Origin of the sequence: Halorubrum sodomense, assembly GCF_900111935.1 — an archaeon.
Lineage (GTDB): Archaea > Halobacteriota > Halobacteria > Halobacteriales > Haloferacaceae > Halorubrum > Halorubrum sodomense.
Genome location: NZ_FOYN01000002.1, coordinates 98,711 through 112,947 on the forward strand (window position 1 = coordinate 98,711; position 14,237 = coordinate 112,947).

The window sequence follows — 14,237 nt, forward strand, 5'->3', positions numbered from 1 at the left end:
CGCGTCGACCGCGGGTTCAGTCGTCGGCCGGCGCCGCGCCGGAGCCGTCGTCGACGTGCTGCTGTTTGACCCACGAGAGCTTGCCGCCCGCCGAGAGGATGTCGCGCTCGCGCTCGGAGGCGTCCAGGTCGGCGGTGAACTCCCACTCGCCGTTGACGCTCACGGTGAACTCCTCCTGGCCGGAGGAGACGCCCGCGGGCACGTCGTCCAGGATCTCGAGGTCGTCGCCCTGGTCGATCCGCTCGTACGTCTCCTCGTCGATCGCCAGCGGGACGATCCCGAAGTTGAAGAGGTTCGCCTTGTGGATGCGGGCGAAGCTCTGCGCGAAGACCGCCTCGATGCCGAGGTACATCGGACAGAGCGCGGCGTGTTCGCGCGAGGAGCCCTGGCCGTAGTTCTCGCCGGCCACGAGGACGCCGCCGTCGGCAGCGAGCGCGCGCTCGGCGAACGTGTCGTCGACGCGCGAGAGCGTGAACTCGGAGAGCTTCTCGATGTTCGAGCGGAACTTCAGGATGTCCGCCGTCGCCGGGATGATGTGGTCGGTGGTGATGTTGTCCTTCATCTTGAGAAGGGCCTCACCGCCGTCCACGTCGATGTCGTCTTTGAGCGGCACGTCGCCGATGTTCGGGCCCTTGACGAGGCCGTCGTCGATCGCCTCGTCGGGCGAGATGATGTCGGAGTCGGACCGGCCCATGCCGGGACCGTACTTCGTCCCCATCTCGAGGCCGGGCGCCTCGAGGTCGCCGAGCTCGTCCGCGAGGTCGCGCGGGTCGACGATCTCGCCGGTGATGGCCGCCGCGGTGGCGACCTCGGGCGAGCAGAGGAAGACGGAGTCGTCCTCGATGCCGGAGCGACCCTCGAAGTTGCGGTTGAAGGTGCGCAGCGAGACGGAGTCGGACGCGGGCACGTGGCCGATGCCGATGCACGCGCCGCAGGTCGCCTCGGAGAAGTTGACGCCGGCCGCCATCATCTCCGCGGTCCAGCCCTCTCGGGCCAGCATCTCGGACGCCTGCTTGGACCCGGGCGCGACGATCATCTCGGTCCCCTTGGAGACCTCGCGGCCCTCCAGCATCTTCGCGCTGGGGAGGATGTCCTCGTAAGCGCCGTTGGTACAGGAGCCGACGATGACCTGCTCGACGTCGGTGCCCTCGTACTCGCTGACGGGGGCGACGTTGTCGGGCATCGATGGCGCGGCCACGAGCGGTTCGAGCTCGCCGAGGTCGACCTCGATCGTCTCCGCGTACTCCGCGTCGTCGTCGGGCTGGAGGTCGACGTACTCCTCCTCGCGGTCCTGGCGCGCGAGCCAGTCTCTCGTTTTCTCGTCGGTCGCGAAGATCGAGGAGGTGGCGCCGAGCTCGGTGCCGAGGTTCGTGATCGTGGTCCGCTCCGGGATCGAGAGCTTCTCGGCGCCGGGGCCGGTGTACTCGAAGATCTTGCCGACGCCGCCCTTGACGGTCAGCTCGCCGAGCAGGTGGAGCGCCACGTCCTTGGCGGTCGCCCACTCGGGGAGCTCGCCCTCGAGGTGGACGTTGACGACTTCCGGCATCTCGACGTAGTAGGGGCCGCCGCCCATGGCGACGGCGATGTCGAGGCCGCCGGCGCCGATCGCGAGCTCGCCGAGACCGCCGGGGGTCGGCGTGTGCGAGTCGGAGCCGAGCAGCGTCTTGCCGGGTGCCGCGAAGTTCTCCTTGTGGACCTGGTGGCAGATGCCGTTGCCGGGCCGAGAGAAGTAGGCGCCGTACGTGCCGGCCGCAGAGCGGAGGAAGCGGTGGTCGTCGGTGTTCTTGAAGTCGAACTGGTACGTCTGGTGGTCGCAGTACTGCGCGGCCAGCTCCGTCTGGACCTCGTCCAGATCGAGCGCCTCGAACTGGAGCCACACCATCGTCCCCGTGGTGTCCTGCGTCAGCACCTGGTCGATATCGATGCCGATCTCCTCGCCGGGCGTCAGCTCGCCCTCGACGAGATGGTCATCGAGGATCTTCTCCGTAATCGTTTGTCCCATATCACGCGGAGATGGCTCTCCCGTGAATATAAAACCCGCGAGTTTCACGAAGATCGACCGTGTTAGATCCCGTGATCCAGCAACATTCGCTGCGATCTCGACGTGACACCACGCACCGTGAAATGCGTAGCCGTTCCGAGTATTTTAGGTCATTAAACGTCTGAAACGGCGTAAATCGACCGTTTCAACGGTCCCGGCGAGACCGGCCGCTTCCGGTCCGATCGGCGCGGCGCGCGTCCGACACCGTTTAGCGTCGCCCGCGGTTCCGGACGCCCATGTTCGACTCGGGAGCCGCGGTCACGGCGGCGCTGGAGGCGGCCGGCGCCGACCTCGACGACGCGCAGCGACAGCCGAACGGCGTCGACCTCACCGTCGACGCGGTGTTCGCACAGACCGAACCGGGCCGGCTCGGGCGCGACGGGAAGCGCGTGGGCGAGCGCCGGGAGCTGGAGCCCAGAGGCGACTGCTACCGGCTCGAACGCGGGAGCTACGTCGTGCGGTACGGCGAACCGGTTCGGATCCCGGCGGGCCGGATCGGGTTCGTCCTCCCGCGCTCGACGCTGCTGCGGAACGCCTGTACCCTCGACACCGCGGTGTGGGACGCGGGCTACGAGGGCGTCGGGGAGGGACGGCTCGACGTGGGGCACCCGATCGAGATCGAACCGGGCGCGCGGATCGCGCAGCTCGTCCTCGCCGAGGCCGACCACGAGGGGACGTACGACGGCGCGTACCAAGAAGAGAATCTCTGAGCGGCGGTGCGGGCCGGCCGCGCTCGGGAGAGCGATCGAGGGGCGGCGGGTCGCCTACGCCCCGTCCCAGTCGCCGCCGACGCGGTCGATCCCCATCATGTCCTCGCCGGCGTGTTCGGTGAAGACGACCTTACAGTTCGGCTCGGGGACGCCGAGCGCCTCGACGGCCCGCCCCATCACCGCCAGCGCGAACGCGCGCTTGTACTCGAACGGGCGTCCCCCGCGGATCTCGGCGTCGAGGAACAGGAGCGGCCCCTCGACCGCCCGGCCGATCGCCATCGCCGAGGGGTCGTATTCGGCGATCGTCACCGCGACGTGGCCGGCCGTCGTCTCCATCTCCTCGGTGTACCGCTCGGTGACGAACGCGACGAACGACTCCCGTTCCGCCGGCGACAGCGACAGCGTCGTCGCGAACTGTAACAGCGGCATACCCGCGACTCGGTCCGAAAGGACTTCGCACTGTCGGCCGCGCGGGCGTGACGCGTCGAACCGCGGCGACGCGAGCGAGTCGCTCGGCGAGTAAAGGAACGAACGGCGCGCCCGTGCCGGGAAAAGGTGGCACGAGCGCGTCGTTCTGTAGGTCCCCGCTGACGCTTCGGCCCTCCAAGCGAAGCGTCACCTGAAACAAGCGGTGGTAACCACTTAAGGGTGCCGGGGGCGGCAGATCTGTGGTATTAGTTTCCGGCAATCCGTTCACAACAGCTCGCTAATTAGAACACCGAAACCGCACGACAGCGTCTACTCCGGACGGTCAGAGGGGTTCGTCCGCGCTACTGCCGGGCGGGGTGGTCCGCCCGGAGTCCCGTCTGTCCCTCGCCGAGGAGCCGCTCCCGGAGGGTCTCGCCCGGGGGTTCGGCGTCCGCCTCCGGGACGAGGCCGCGCTCGCGCAGTTCCGGCACGACGAGATCGACGAAGTCGACGAGCGAGTCGGGGCGGACGACCTCCTTGACGTTGAAGCCGTGGACGCCGACCTCCTCGTGCCAGCGCCGGAGTTCGTCGGCCACGTGTTCGGGAGTCCCGACGATCTTCGGCGAGGTGGTGCCGAGCCCGCAGAACTCCGCGACCTCGCGGACCGTCCACTCGCGGTCGGGCTGGGCCTTCGTGAACGCGTTCATCGTTCCCTGGATCGCGTCCGTCTCGATGTGTTCGACCTTCCGGTCGGGGTCGAGTTCGGACAGGTCCATGTCGAGGAATCCGGACAGCAGCGCGAGCGTCGCCTCGACGTCCACGTGCCGCTTGTACTCCTCGTACTTCGCCTCCGCGAGCGCCTGCGTCTCCCCGACGACCGGGACCACGCCGATGAAGAATCGGAGGCTCTCCGGGTCGCGGCCGGCGTCGGCCGCGCGGGACTTCACGTCGTCCATGTACTCGACGACGCCCTCCTCGGTCGGCTGGCTGGCGAAGACCGCCTCGGCGTTGCGCGCGGCGAACGACCGCCCGTAGTCGGAGGAGCCCGCCTGGTAAACGACGGGCGTGCGCTGGGGCGACGGCTCGCAGCCGTGCGGCCCCGGCACCGAGAAGTGGTCGCCCTCGTGGTCGATCGCGTGTACCTTCTCCGGATCGCTGTACCGGCCGGCCTCGCGGTCGACCTCGACCGCGCCGTCCTCCCAGGAGTCCTCCCACAGCGCGTAACAGACGTCGAGGAACTCGTCGGCGCGGTCGTACCGGGTCTCCTTGTCCATCCGCTCGTCGAGGCCGAGGTTCGCCGCGGCCGACTCCAGGTAGGAGGTGACGACGTTGATCGCGATCCGGCCGTCGGTGAGGTGATCGAGCGTCGAGAACTCCCGCGCGAGCTGGTAGGGGTGGTTGTACGTCGTCGAGCGCGTCACCGCGAACCCGAGGTCGTCGGTGACCTCGGCCATCGCGGGCACGACGAGCTGCGGATCGTTCGCGGGCGTCTGGACCGCCCGCTCGACGGCGACCTCCCGGTCGTCGCCGTACACGTCGTAGACCCCGCGCACGTCCGCGAAGAACACGGCGTCGAAGCCGCCGCGCTCGGCGGTCCGCGCGACCTCCGTCCAGTACCCGCGGTCGGCGTAGTCCGCCGACCGGTCGCCGGGGAACCGCCACGACCCGGGCGAGACGTGCTCGACCGAGGCCATGGTGAAGAGGTTGAGGTGTAGGTGATCGGACACGGTCCCGCGTACGCGCTCCGGGGTAATACGGGCACAGGAAGTGGCGGCACTTGTCGCGGTCGCGGACGGGGCGGCCCGCTCGACGGGGACTGCGGCCGCCGCCGCACTCGGCTCGGCGGGGGTCGCCCTACGCCGAGACCGACTCCGGCGAGGAGACGTACGCGGCGAAGTCGGAGGTGGTGATGATACCGATCGGCGCGTCGCCGTCGACGACCGGCACGTGGTGGAAGCCGTGTTCGAGCATCGTCGCGGCGACCGCCGACACGTCGTCCTGCGCGCCCGCCGTGATCGGGTCGGCGGTCATGTACCGCTCGACGGTCGTCTCCGCCTTCGGCTGGCTCTTCGCGACGATGTCGACGAAGTCCGTCGAGGTTAAGATTCCGACGAGGTCGCCGTCGCCGTCGACGACCAGCACCGAGCTGATGTCGTTCTCCAGCAGCACGGCGGCCGCGTCCTCGACCAGCGTGTCCGGCGTCACCGTGTGGAGGTCCGTCGACATCAGCCGCGCCACGAAGACGTCTTCGATCTCGTCCATACCGGAAAGACCCGCTCTCGCCGTATAAGCGTTCTCACAGGTATCGCGAGAGCCCGGACTGCCGGCGCGGGCCGTCCCCGTCGGGCGCGGCGACCCACGCGGTCCGCTCGTCTCGGAGGCCCCCCCTGTCCGCGTCCGGCGGGTCGGCGGGCTCGAAGGCGGGACAGCCGCTCCCGCACTCTCGGCCGGGGTCGACCACGCGGTCGAACTGCGCGCATCGCGGACGCCCGTCTGCGGTCGCCTCGCCGTGCGCGCACGCCGGCGGCTCGGGGCGCCACCCCTTCCCGTACGCGCGCTCCGCGATCCGGCGCCGCTTGCGCGCCTTCGCCGCCGGGTCGACGAGCGCGACGTCCGTGCGGGAGGGGCGCTCCGCGCGTATCTCGACGCCGGGCGCGTCCGGGTCGAGCGGCGTCGGCTCGCGGACCACCTCGCGCTCGCTCGTCTCCGGATCGAACCGCCAGACTCCGACCGCGTCGGGGATCCGATTGAGGTGCGCGCGGGTGACGTAGGAGGCGGTCGCGAGGACGACGCGGTCGAAGAGGCCGAGCGCGACGTCGTACCGTAGCTGCGCCTCCAGGTCGCCCGGCGTCCCGAGGTCGGGCTTGTTCTCGATCGCGGTGACCTCGCCGACCCAGTCGTCCGGGTAGCGCGCGGTCGCGCGCACGACCTCCCGCCCGTTCCGCCGCTCGCGTTCGAGGTAGCCGACCTCGGCCGCGCGGTCGACGACGGCGGCGGCCCGGTCTGCGGGGAGGTCGAACGCGTCGGCGACGGGGACGGCCTCGCCGGGCCCGACGGGGGCCTCGATGGCCGGGTCGGGGATGCGCTCGGCGCTGATCGCGGCGCGGTCGTCGAAGTCAGGGCCGGGAGACAGCAGACAGACGTCGACGATGCGCGCCCCCGGCGTCTCGACGCCCGCGCCGAGCTGGCGGGCGACGACGCGGTCGGGGGATTCGAGCGCGGCGCAAAGCGCCAGCTCGAACCGGTACTCCATGTGTGCGGCAGGGGCGCCGCGGGCTAAAGCGCGTCGGCGGTCGCCCTCCCGACCGTCCGCCGATACCGATGCGCCTTCCCCCGGTCGAAACCGGTATTCCCCGCCGGCCCCTACGGCGACCATGCGCCGGGTCACCCGGAACCTCCTCGTCGCCATCGCCCTGGTCGTCGTCGCGCTGCTCGCGCTCGGGGCGCTCCCGAGCTACCTCGGGAGCGGCGACCCCTACTACCTCACCGTCGAGCCGATCGAGACGAACGGTACCGCCGCCGACGTGAACAACGTCTCCGACCGGCGGTACCCGTACCTGATCGGCGCGATAGAGAGCGCGGACGGGCGCTCTGAGGGGTACCAGACGGGCCCGTACGGGCTGAAGGAGTCGTTCACGCACACGCCGTTCGACGAGGTCGACGCGCTCACCCGACAGGTGCCCGAGGCCGCGACGGAGACCGGCGTGCGGGTGCGCCGCGACGGCCAGACGTACCACGCGGAGGTCGTCCGTCCGTGACGGGCGAAGCCGGCGGCGACGACGCGGGCGACGGCCCCGGTGACCCCGACGCGCCGGCCACCGACCTCCGCGATCTCCCGGCGTTCTCGGACGGCCGCAACCACTCACTGCCGGGCGAGCCCGAGTGGCCGGTCCGCGAGGTCGTCGTCGAGTACGACGAGGGGTGGTTCGTCGGCGGCTACGACCGCGTCGAGCAGCCCGACGGGACGGAGAAGCGGTACTACTGGGCGGAGCTGTCGCCGGCGACGGTGATCGTCGCGGTCGCGGACGACCGAGTCCTGTTCGTCGAGCAGTACCGTCCCACCGTGCGGAACACGCAGCTGGAGCTCCCCGCGGGGATCGTCGAATCGGGCGAGTCGTACACCGAAGCGGGCGCGCGGGAGCTCGCCGAGGAGACCGGCTTCGAGCCGTCGTCGACGTCGCTGCTGCAGGAGGTGTGGTGTTCGACCGGCGTGTTACGCCACGAGCGCGGCTACGTGTTCGCCGAGGGGTTGGAGCCGGTCGACGTCGACCACGACAGCAACGAGTTCCTCGCTCCCCGGGCGGTCCCGGTCGACGAGGCGCTGGCGGTCGCGCGGGAACCCCCGACGAACGACGCCACGCTGGAGGGGTTGCTGTTGGCCAGAGAGGACGGGCTGCTGTAGAACCCGACGCGCGTCCAGTTCCCGGAACCGACGGGGAGATATTTGTCCTCTCGGTCCCTGAACCCGTCTATGAGCCGGACCTCGGAGCAGTCGGTGTTGCTGTCGGACGACCCCCCGCTCGACCTCCGCCTCTCGGACGAGGAGCTGGAGGCGACCCGCGAGCGCATCGTCTCGTTCATCCGCGACGTCGTCGACGACGCGGGCGCCGAGGGCGCGGTCCTCGGCCTCTCGGGCGGCATCGACTCGACGCTCACCGCGCACCTCGCGGTCGAGGCGCTCGGCGAGGAGGGCCTCCACGGGCTCACGATGCCCTCGGCGGTGAACGACGCGGACGTGATGAGCGACGCCGAGCGCGTCGCCGAGGACCTCGGCATCGAGTACGACGTGGTCGAGATCCAGCCGATCGCGGAGGCGTTCTTCGACGCCGTCCCGGAGGCGGCGGACGACCGCACCGCCGCGGGCAACGTCTACGTCCGCACCCGCGCCGTGCTGAACTACTTCGTCGCCAACGCCGAGGACCGCGTCGTCCTCGGCACCGGCAACCGCGCGGAGGCGATGACGGGCTACTACACGAAGTACGGCGACCAGGCGGTGGACTGCAACCCGATCGGCAACCTCTACAAACAGCAGGTGCGCCAGCTGGCCGCGCACGTCGGCGTTCCCCGCGACCTCGTGATGCAGGAGCCGACCGCGGGCATGTGGGAGGGACAGACCGACGCCGAGGAGATGGGCCTCGACTACGACACCGTCGACGCGATCTTAGCGGTCCACGTCGACGGCGGGCTCTCGCGGACGGCGACGGTCCGGGAACTCGACGTGCCCAAGGCGGCCGTCGACCGCGTCGTCGACCTCAACGAGCGCAGCGCCCACAAGCGGGCGATGCCGCCGGCGCCGGAGCGGTAGGGAAAGGGGGAACCGAGCGAGGGGGAGGGCGGAACCGAGCGGTCAGCGGGGGATCAGGCGTCCTGCGCCCGTTCCTTCGCGACCTCCGCGATCCCGGCGTTCGCCGAGCAGTTCGGACACGCGTGTACCCGCCCCCGGTCGTCCCCGAACACCTGGACGAACCGCTCGGAGACGTGCGCCTCGCAGTGTTCACACGTCGACATAGTGGCGTACGGTATCGTGGGTCATCTTCGACACACGTTCACTCGGTGCTCCGCCCTCAAGAGCGCTTTTCAAACTCCGTTCCAAATCGGACCCAAATTGGGGGACGGGAGTCGGAAACTGACGACACCACGGGATCGAAAAAAGGGGTCCGTGAGCGACCGAGAACCGAGCGCGCCGGACCGACGGCCCGGCTCGAAACGCCCGCCGAGGCCCGGCGGTCAGAACTCCCGCATGGCTTCGAGCACGCCGTGTGCGGTTCCGTCGTCGATGACCTCGCGGGCGGCGTCGAGGCCGGCCTCGATGGAGTCCGCGTCGCCGCCGGCGTAGATCCGGAGCGCGGCGTTGACCGCGACCGCGTCCGCGAAGGCGCCGTCGCGCTCGCCGGCCAGCACCGCCTCCGTTATCTCTGCGGAGTCGGCCGCGACGTCGTCGACCGCGAGGTCGTCCTCCTCGAGGTCCATCCCGTACTCCGCCGTCTCGATCTCGAAGTCGTCGAAGGAGGCGCCCTCACTGCCGACATCCTCGGCGTCGCCCTCGCCGTCGCTCCCGTCCGCGGCGTCCCACTCGGCGACCTTCGTGTAGCCGGGGCGCACGTCGTCGTACCCCTCCATGCCCTGGAACATCAGGACGCGGTCGAGGTCGTGGAACTCGCTCTCGACGAACGTGTCGACCACCTTCTTCGCGAACGCGAGGTGGTAGAAGGAGCCGAGGTGGACGGAGGCGCCGGCGGGGTTCGCCAGCGTCTCGACGGTGTTGACGAACGTCCGAACGCCCATCATGTCGCGGCGGTCGAAGAGGTCGTCGACGGCGGGGTTGAAGGCGGGCTGGTAGTAGAAGCCGAAGCCGGTCTCGTCGACCATGTCGGCGGAGTCCGCGGGCGTCAGCTCGGTGTGGACGCCGAGCTCGTCTAAGACGTGCTTGTACGCGTCCTGCTTCTGGGTCGGCACGCGGTCGCCGGAGTGGACGACGATCGGCGTGCCCGCGGCGGCCGCGACGGCGCCCGCCGCGACGCCCAAGATCGCGGTCCGCCCCTTCCCGTCGTAGTTGGCGCCGCAGTCGACGGGGTCGGCGTCGGGCTCCGCGTACTCGACGCGCTCGCACATGACGTCGACGTACGCTCCGAGCTCCTCCGGCGTGTTCCGCTTCCAGCGGTTCGCGAGCCAGAACGCCCCGAGCGTCGTCGGGTCCGGCTCGTCCGCGAGAACCCGCTCGAACGCCTCGGTCGCCTGCGCGCGCGTCAGGTCGTCGGCCGACTTGTGGCCGGAGCCGCAGACCTCGGTCATCAGCCGCTTGAGGGGCCACTCGCCGAACTCCTGGGTCGCCTGAGCCATACCCTCTCTTCGGGTCCTCGGACGAAAAGTCCCCCGTTCGTCTCCCGCCCGCCGGGAACGAATCGAGCCGATGGCCGGTCGCTCTACGCGCGACCGAGGCGACGCGCGACCGAGGCGACGCGCGCGAGCGGCGAGGCCGGGTTGTAGCGTCAATCTCGCCGGATCCGTGGCACTTGTTCACAATCAATAACTCCACGATCGTTCGTTTCTCAGACAAAAGAAAATATGTTCCACCTGTTCTATCCTCTTTTGATCCTGTATTAGGCTCTAAACAGCGTTAGAGTTATATGTATGTCCATCTACTGGCTCATTGTACCCGATGACGTCCAAATCCGTCGCCACCGCGCTCACGCTGTATCGTTCCCGCACCCTGACGCTCGAACAGGCCGCGACCGTCGGCGGCTGCTCGACGACGCAGCTGGAAGAGAGCGCCCAGGCGTTCGCCCCGGCGCCGGGCGAGGCCCCCGCCGACGACTGACGCGCGCGGCCCCGTCGACGACTAGTCCCGCTGACGCTCGGCAGCCTCCGAAACCCGTACGTACGCCCGCCCCCTAACCGGCGTAATGAGTCCGGACGCCGACTGGCGGGCCGACGTCGACGCGGTCGACGCCGCCCTCATCGACGAGTACCAGAGCGGCTTCCCCGTCGAGGAGCGCCCGTTCGAGCGGGTCGCCCGCGACGTCGCGGCCGAAACTGGAACCGACGTCGACGCCGACGAGGTCCTCGACCGCGTCCGCGACCTCCGCGAGCGCGGGGTGTTCCGACGGTTCGGTGCGGTGCTCAACCCGCCGGTCATCGGTTCCTCGACGCTGGCGGCGGTGCGCGCGCCCGAGGACCGGTTCGACGAGGTCGCGGAGGTCATCAACGGCTACCGGCAGGTGAACCACAACTACCGCCGCGACCACGAGTGGAACCAGTGGTTCGTCGTCACCGCCGGCTCCCGGGAGACGCGCGACGCGATCCTCGCGGAGATCGAGGAGCGAACCGGCTGCGAGGTGCTGGCGCTCCCGATGCTCACGGACTACTACATCGACCTCGAGTTCCCCGTGGTCAACGCGGATCGATTCGCGCGGGAGTCGCTCGAAGAGACGGACGTCTCCGCCACCCGAATCTCCGAGAGCGCGCGCGGCGACCTCTCGCCCCTCGAAGCCGACCTCCTCCTCGCGATCCAGGACGGCTTCCCGCTGTCCGCGACACCCTACGCCGACGTGGCGAGCGAGATCACCGCGAACGGGTCCGGCGTCGACCCGACCGTCGACGAGGTCCTCGCGGCGGTCGAGCGCCTGCTCGCGGACGGCTGTATCAAGCGGATCGGCTGTATCGTCAACCACGTCGTCACCGGGTTCACGAACAACTGTATGGTGGTCTGGGACGTGCCCGACGACGAGCTGGACGAGCGCGGCGAGGCGGTCGGGAGCCTCCCGTACGTCACCCTCTGTTACCACCGGCCGCGTCGGCCCGATCAGGACTGGGAGTACAACCTGTTCACGATGATCCACGGCCGCGAGGCCGAGGCGGTCGACGCGAAGATCGACGAGCTGGCGGCCGACCACCTCCCGTTCGACCACGAGCGGCTCCACTCGACGGCGACGCTGAAACAGACCGGCGCGCGCTACGAGGACCTGGTCGCGGACGAGGCCGAGTGACCGCCGGGAGCGACCCGACTCGCCCGCGCGAACGGGCGGGTTTTTGCCCCGCCCGTCGGAACCCTCTCGCATGGCAGACGCCTTCGATCGACTCGGGTACGGGACGTACAAGCTGGCCGACGGCGAGGAGTGCGTCTCGGGGGTCGCACACGCGATCGAGACGGGGTACCGCCACGTCGACACCGCGCAGGGGTACGACAACGAGGCGTCCGTGTCGGCGGGGATCGACCGCACCGACGTCGACCGCGAGGACCTGTTCGTCGCGACGAAGCTCTCGACGGACAACCTCTCGTACGCCGACGCGACCGCGACCGCGCGGGTGAGCCGCGACCGGCTCGGCGTCGACTCGATCGACCTGCTGTACGTCCACTGGCCGATCAACAGCTACGACCCCGAAGGGACGCTGTCCGCGCTCGACGACCTCGTCGACGACGGCGTGATAGACCGGATCGGGCTCTCGAACTTCCGGCCCGACCAGCTCGACGAGGCGATCGACCGCCTCGACCACGACGTGTTCGCCCACCAGGTCGAGTGTCACCCCCTGCTCCAACAGGAGACGCTCCGCGAGCGCGCGGTCGAGCACGACCACTGGCTCGTCGCCTACTCGCCGATCGCGCGCAACCGCGTCGCCGAGGTCGACGCCCTCAGAGAGATCGCCGCGAGCCACGACGTGACCCCGGCGCAGGTGAGCCTCGCGTGGCTGCTCTCGAAGGAGCGCGTCGCGCCGATCCCGAAGGCGGCCGACTTCGGGCACGTTCAGGACAACTGGGCCGCCCGCGAGATCGACCTGACCGACGACCAGATCGCCCGGATCGACGCGCTCGACCGCGGCGAGCGGATCGTCGACTTCGAGGAGGCGCCGTGGAACCGGGCCTGATATCCGGAGGGCTCAATACCGGTATTGTCCCCTCATAGTCGGTTTAACGGGGCTCCGGCGCGAGTGATCGACCGTGTCGGAACCGAACCCCCAGACCGACGCTCGTCCCGCTGGCGAGGCCGGTCCCGCCGACCCGGACCTCGACCCGGAGGGCGAGTCCGGCCCCCGCGACCGCCCGGCCCTCCTCACGGCCACGCCCGACGCTGACGCGGTGTACGACAAGATCCGGACGCTCGCCGTCCTCGCCGGCTTCCTCGGCCTCCTCGTGACGCTGATCGCGGTGGAGCTGCTCGTCCGGATCTGAGCCGGACCCGCTGTCCGAAGCTGAGTCGCCCCCGCCGCCGGACCGAAACTGAACGCGAGATCCCCCCGATCCGTCGTCGGATCCGTCCTCCCCGCGGGTTTCACTTCCGCTTTCGGGCGGGTTTTTAAACGGTGCGGGCACGACGGTTCCGGTATGGCCCAGTCCACGTTCGACGACGACGACCTGTTCGGCGAGGCGGCCGAGGAGACCCGCGCGGAGGTCGAAGAACACCTCGCGGCGGCGCGCGAGCAGCTCCCCGACCCGGACGCGGTGTGGGAGACGGACGCGGACAACGTCCTCGGCGCGCTCAACGGGCTGAAGTCCGCCCTCGACGCCGGCGACGCGACCGACAGCGTGCGCTCGGCCAAGAAGGCGTACGTCCTCGGCGAGCGCGCGGACGCCTTCGAGGACGCCGAGGACCTGAAGACCGAGATCGAGGAGCTGGAATCGCTCGTCGCCGACATCGAGAGCGCCGCCGAGGAGGTGGCCTCGCTCACCGGTACCGTCCCCGCGATCCGCGGCGCGCTCCAGGACGCGGCGAGCGACGACGGGGACGAGTAGTCCCCCGCCGCGCCCTCTCACCCGGCGTCCCGGTCGACGACTGCCGCCGCCAGTTCCGCCAGCGCGTCGCTCGCGCGGTCGAGCAGGACCTCGCCCCGCCCCGCGTCGCCCGCCCGCGGGTCCCCGACGACGCCGTTGTCGGTGAACTCGTCGGAGTCGTGGGCGAGGTTCACGCCGGAGACCCACTCGCCCCACCGGTCTGCGGCGCCCGCGCTCGCCTCGTCGATCCGCTCTTCGCGGACCAGGTCCGGGTTCGTCGCGCGCAACAGCGCCGTCTCCAGCGGCCCGGCGTGCCCCATGTCGCTCGCGTGGTCGCCCGTGGCGTCGAACCACGTGAACCCGACGCCGTACCCCTCGTGTGCGTCGTCGCGGGAGAACCGGCGGGCGACCTCCGCGAGCGCCTCGACGTTCCCGCCGTGTCCGTTGACGAACACGACGCGGTCGATCCCGTGGGCGACCAGCGACTCGGCGGACTCCCGGACGTACGCGCGGAACGTCTCCGGAGAGACCCACATCGTCCCGTCGAACGCGCGGTGCTCCTCGGCGACGCCGACGGGTATCGGCGGGGCGACCGCGACTTCCCCCGGCGACGCGTCGCCGCCGCCGTCGCCGCTCGCGTCGGCCGTGTCGCTCGCGGAACTCGCATCCCCGTTCTCGTACGCGTCGGCACCGGCCTCGGCGACCGCGACGGCGTTCAGCGTGTCGGTCCCGAGCGGCGCGTGCGGCCCGTGCTGTTCCGTGCTGCCCACCGGGAGGAACGCGACGTCGACGTCGGCGTCGCGCACGTCGGTCCAGGTGACCTCGCTGAGGCGCATACTCGCACCTCGGCGCGCGGCGTCGTATAGGCGGC

At 70.3% G+C, this 14,237-nt stretch carries 17 protein-coding genes; 9 read left to right on the forward strand and 8 right to left on the reverse strand.

Going from position 1 to position 14,237, the window contains the following annotated elements; translation table 11 throughout:
* Nucleotides 1-16: 16 nt before the first annotated feature.
* Nucleotides 17-2,002 (reverse strand): aconitate hydratase, encoded by a 1,986-nt coding sequence (locus BM286_RS05480; RefSeq protein WP_092920583.1) that lies wholly within the window; start codon nucleotides 2,000-2,002, stop codon nucleotides 17-19.
* A 275-nt stretch (nucleotides 2,003-2,277) separates the two neighbouring features.
* On the opposite strand from BM286_RS05480, the gene BM286_RS05485 reads away from it, so the two are divergent.
* A complete protein-coding gene (locus BM286_RS05485) occupies nucleotides 2,278-2,751 on the forward strand; it encodes a deoxyuridine 5'-triphosphate nucleotidohydrolase (protein ID WP_092920584.1) in 474 nt (157 codons plus the stop codon).
* 54 nt (nucleotides 2,752-2,805) lie between these two features.
* On the opposite strand, the gene BM286_RS05490 is transcribed toward BM286_RS05485, so the two are convergent.
* The 4 genes from BM286_RS05490 to BM286_RS05505 all read right to left on the reverse strand — a co-directional run bounded on the left by BM286_RS05490 (nucleotide 2,806) and on the right by BM286_RS05505 (nucleotide 6,412).
* Nucleotides 2,806-3,180: a tautomerase family protein gene (locus tag BM286_RS05490; RefSeq protein WP_092920585.1), complete on the reverse strand. Its 375-nt coding sequence runs from the start codon at nucleotides 3,178-3,180 to the stop codon at nucleotides 2,806-2,808.
* 341 nt (nucleotides 3,181-3,521) lie between these two features.
* A complete protein-coding gene (locus tag BM286_RS05495) occupies nucleotides 3,522-4,886 on the reverse strand; it encodes an LLM class flavin-dependent oxidoreductase (RefSeq protein WP_092920586.1) in 1,365 nt (454 codons plus the stop codon).
* A gap of 127 nt (nucleotides 4,887-5,013) precedes the next feature.
* Nucleotides 5,014-5,421, reverse strand: a complete 408-nt coding sequence (locus BM286_RS05500; RefSeq protein ID WP_092920587.1) for a CBS domain-containing protein — start codon at nucleotides 5,419-5,421, stop codon at nucleotides 5,014-5,016.
* A gap of 34 nt (nucleotides 5,422-5,455) precedes the next feature.
* The gene (locus BM286_RS05505; protein WP_092920588.1) at nucleotides 5,456-6,412 is read right to left on the reverse strand and encodes a DUF5787 family protein; all 957 of its coding nucleotides are present in this window, start codon (nucleotides 6,410-6,412) and stop codon (nucleotides 5,456-5,458) included.
* A 121-nt stretch (nucleotides 6,413-6,533) separates the two neighbouring features.
* Here BM286_RS05505 and BM286_RS05510 point away from each other — a divergent pair, with 121 nt between their 5' ends.
* The 3 genes from BM286_RS05510 to BM286_RS05520 all read left to right on the forward strand — a co-directional run bounded on the left by BM286_RS05510 (nucleotide 6,534) and on the right by BM286_RS05520 (nucleotide 8,464).
* Nucleotides 6,534-6,917, forward strand: a complete 384-nt coding sequence (locus BM286_RS05510) for a hypothetical protein (RefSeq protein ID WP_092920589.1) — start codon at nucleotides 6,534-6,536, stop codon at nucleotides 6,915-6,917.
* Nucleotides 6,914-7,561 carry an NUDIX hydrolase gene (locus BM286_RS05515; RefSeq protein WP_092920590.1) on the forward strand — a complete coding sequence of 216 codons (648 nt, stop codon included), beginning with the start codon at nucleotides 6,914-6,916 and terminating at the stop codon, nucleotides 7,559-7,561. Before BM286_RS05510 ends, BM286_RS05515 begins: the two co-directional genes overlap by 4 nt.
* Nucleotides 7,562-7,630: 69 nt before the next feature.
* A complete protein-coding gene (locus tag BM286_RS05520; protein WP_092920591.1) occupies nucleotides 7,631-8,464 on the forward strand; it encodes an NAD+ synthase in 834 nt (277 codons plus the stop codon).
* A gap of 53 nt (nucleotides 8,465-8,517) precedes the next feature.
* Here BM286_RS05520 and BM286_RS15485 read toward each other — a convergent pair whose 3' ends face one another.
* Entirely contained in the window at nucleotides 8,518-8,667 is a 150-nt protein-coding gene (locus tag BM286_RS15485; RefSeq protein ID WP_167603326.1) for a DUF7563 family protein, read from the reverse strand.
* Between the two features lie 219 nt (nucleotides 8,668-8,886).
* Nucleotides 8,887-9,999 (reverse strand): anthranilate phosphoribosyltransferase, encoded by a 1,113-nt coding sequence (locus tag BM286_RS05525; RefSeq protein WP_092920592.1) that lies wholly within the window; start codon nucleotides 9,997-9,999, stop codon nucleotides 8,887-8,889.
* 319 nt (nucleotides 10,000-10,318) lie between these two features.
* On the opposite strand from BM286_RS05525, the gene BM286_RS15490 reads away from it, so the two are divergent.
* The 5 genes from BM286_RS15490 (at nucleotide 10,319) to BM286_RS05545 (ending at nucleotide 13,387) form a co-directional block, all read left to right on the forward strand.
* The gene (locus tag BM286_RS15490) at nucleotides 10,319-10,477 is read left to right on the forward strand and encodes a DUF7317 family protein (protein ID WP_167603328.1); all 159 of its coding nucleotides are present in this window, start codon (nucleotides 10,319-10,321) and stop codon (nucleotides 10,475-10,477) included.
* 85 nt (nucleotides 10,478-10,562) lie between these two features.
* The gene (gene ahbB / locus BM286_RS05530; RefSeq protein WP_092920593.1) at nucleotides 10,563-11,645 is read left to right on the forward strand and encodes a siroheme decarboxylase subunit beta; all 1,083 of its coding nucleotides are present in this window, start codon (nucleotides 10,563-10,565) and stop codon (nucleotides 11,643-11,645) included.
* Between the two features lie 70 nt (nucleotides 11,646-11,715).
* Nucleotides 11,716-12,522, forward strand: coding sequence for an aldo/keto reductase (locus BM286_RS05535; RefSeq protein WP_092920594.1), 807 nt, complete (start codon nucleotides 11,716-11,718; stop codon nucleotides 12,520-12,522).
* Nucleotides 12,523-12,595: 73 nt separating this feature from the next.
* A complete protein-coding gene (locus BM286_RS05540; RefSeq protein WP_092920595.1) occupies nucleotides 12,596-12,826 on the forward strand; it encodes a hypothetical protein in 231 nt (76 codons plus the stop codon).
* A gap of 153 nt (nucleotides 12,827-12,979) precedes the next feature.
* A complete protein-coding gene (locus tag BM286_RS05545) occupies nucleotides 12,980-13,387 on the forward strand; it encodes a DUF5790 family protein (RefSeq protein ID WP_092920596.1) in 408 nt (135 codons plus the stop codon).
* A 17-nt stretch (nucleotides 13,388-13,404) separates the two neighbouring features.
* Here BM286_RS05545 and BM286_RS05550 read toward each other — a convergent pair whose 3' ends face one another.
* Complete coding sequence (locus BM286_RS05550) at nucleotides 13,405-14,202, reverse strand: creatininase family protein (protein ID WP_092920597.1); 798 nt, start codon at nucleotides 14,200-14,202, stop codon at nucleotides 13,405-13,407.
* Nucleotides 14,203-14,237 lie beyond the last annotated feature (35 nt).

Coding starts and splice junctions, on each gene's coding strand:
- BM286_RS05505 (WP_092920588.1), bottom strand. CDS start 6,412: ATGGAGTACCGGTTCGAGCTGGCGCTTTGCGCCGCGCTCGAATCCCCC.
- BM286_RS05525 (WP_092920592.1), bottom strand. CDS start 9,999: ATGGCTCAGGCGACCCAGGAGTTCGGCGAGTGGCCCCTCAAGCGGCTG.
- ahbB (WP_092920593.1), top strand. CDS start 10,563: ATGAGTCCGGACGCCGACTGGCGGGCCGACGTCGACGCGGTCGACGCC.
- BM286_RS05500 (WP_092920587.1), bottom strand. CDS start 5,421: ATGGACGAGATCGAAGACGTCTTCGTGGCGCGGCTGATGTCGACGGAC.
- BM286_RS05485 (WP_092920584.1), top strand. CDS start 2,278: ATGTTCGACTCGGGAGCCGCGGTCACGGCGGCGCTGGAGGCGGCCGGC.
- BM286_RS05550 (WP_092920597.1), bottom strand. CDS start 14,202: ATGCGCCTCAGCGAGGTCACCTGGACCGACGTGCGCGACGCCGACGTC.
- BM286_RS15485 (WP_167603326.1), bottom strand. CDS start 8,667: ATGTCGACGTGTGAACACTGCGAGGCGCACGTCTCCGAGCGGTTCGTC.
- BM286_RS05480 (WP_092920583.1), bottom strand. CDS start 2,002: ATGGGACAAACGATTACGGAGAAGATCCTCGATGACCATCTCGTCGAG.
- BM286_RS05545 (WP_092920596.1), top strand. CDS start 12,980: ATGGCCCAGTCCACGTTCGACGACGACGACCTGTTCGGCGAGGCGGCC.
- BM286_RS05535 (WP_092920594.1), top strand. CDS start 11,716: ATGGCAGACGCCTTCGATCGACTCGGGTACGGGACGTACAAGCTGGCC.
- BM286_RS15490 (WP_167603328.1), top strand. CDS start 10,319: ATGACGTCCAAATCCGTCGCCACCGCGCTCACGCTGTATCGTTCCCGC.
- BM286_RS05490 (WP_092920585.1), bottom strand. CDS start 3,180: ATGCCGCTGTTACAGTTCGCGACGACGCTGTCGCTGTCGCCGGCGGAA.
- BM286_RS05510 (WP_092920589.1), top strand. CDS start 6,534: ATGCGCCGGGTCACCCGGAACCTCCTCGTCGCCATCGCCCTGGTCGTC.
- BM286_RS05520 (WP_092920591.1), top strand. CDS start 7,631: ATGAGCCGGACCTCGGAGCAGTCGGTGTTGCTGTCGGACGACCCCCCG.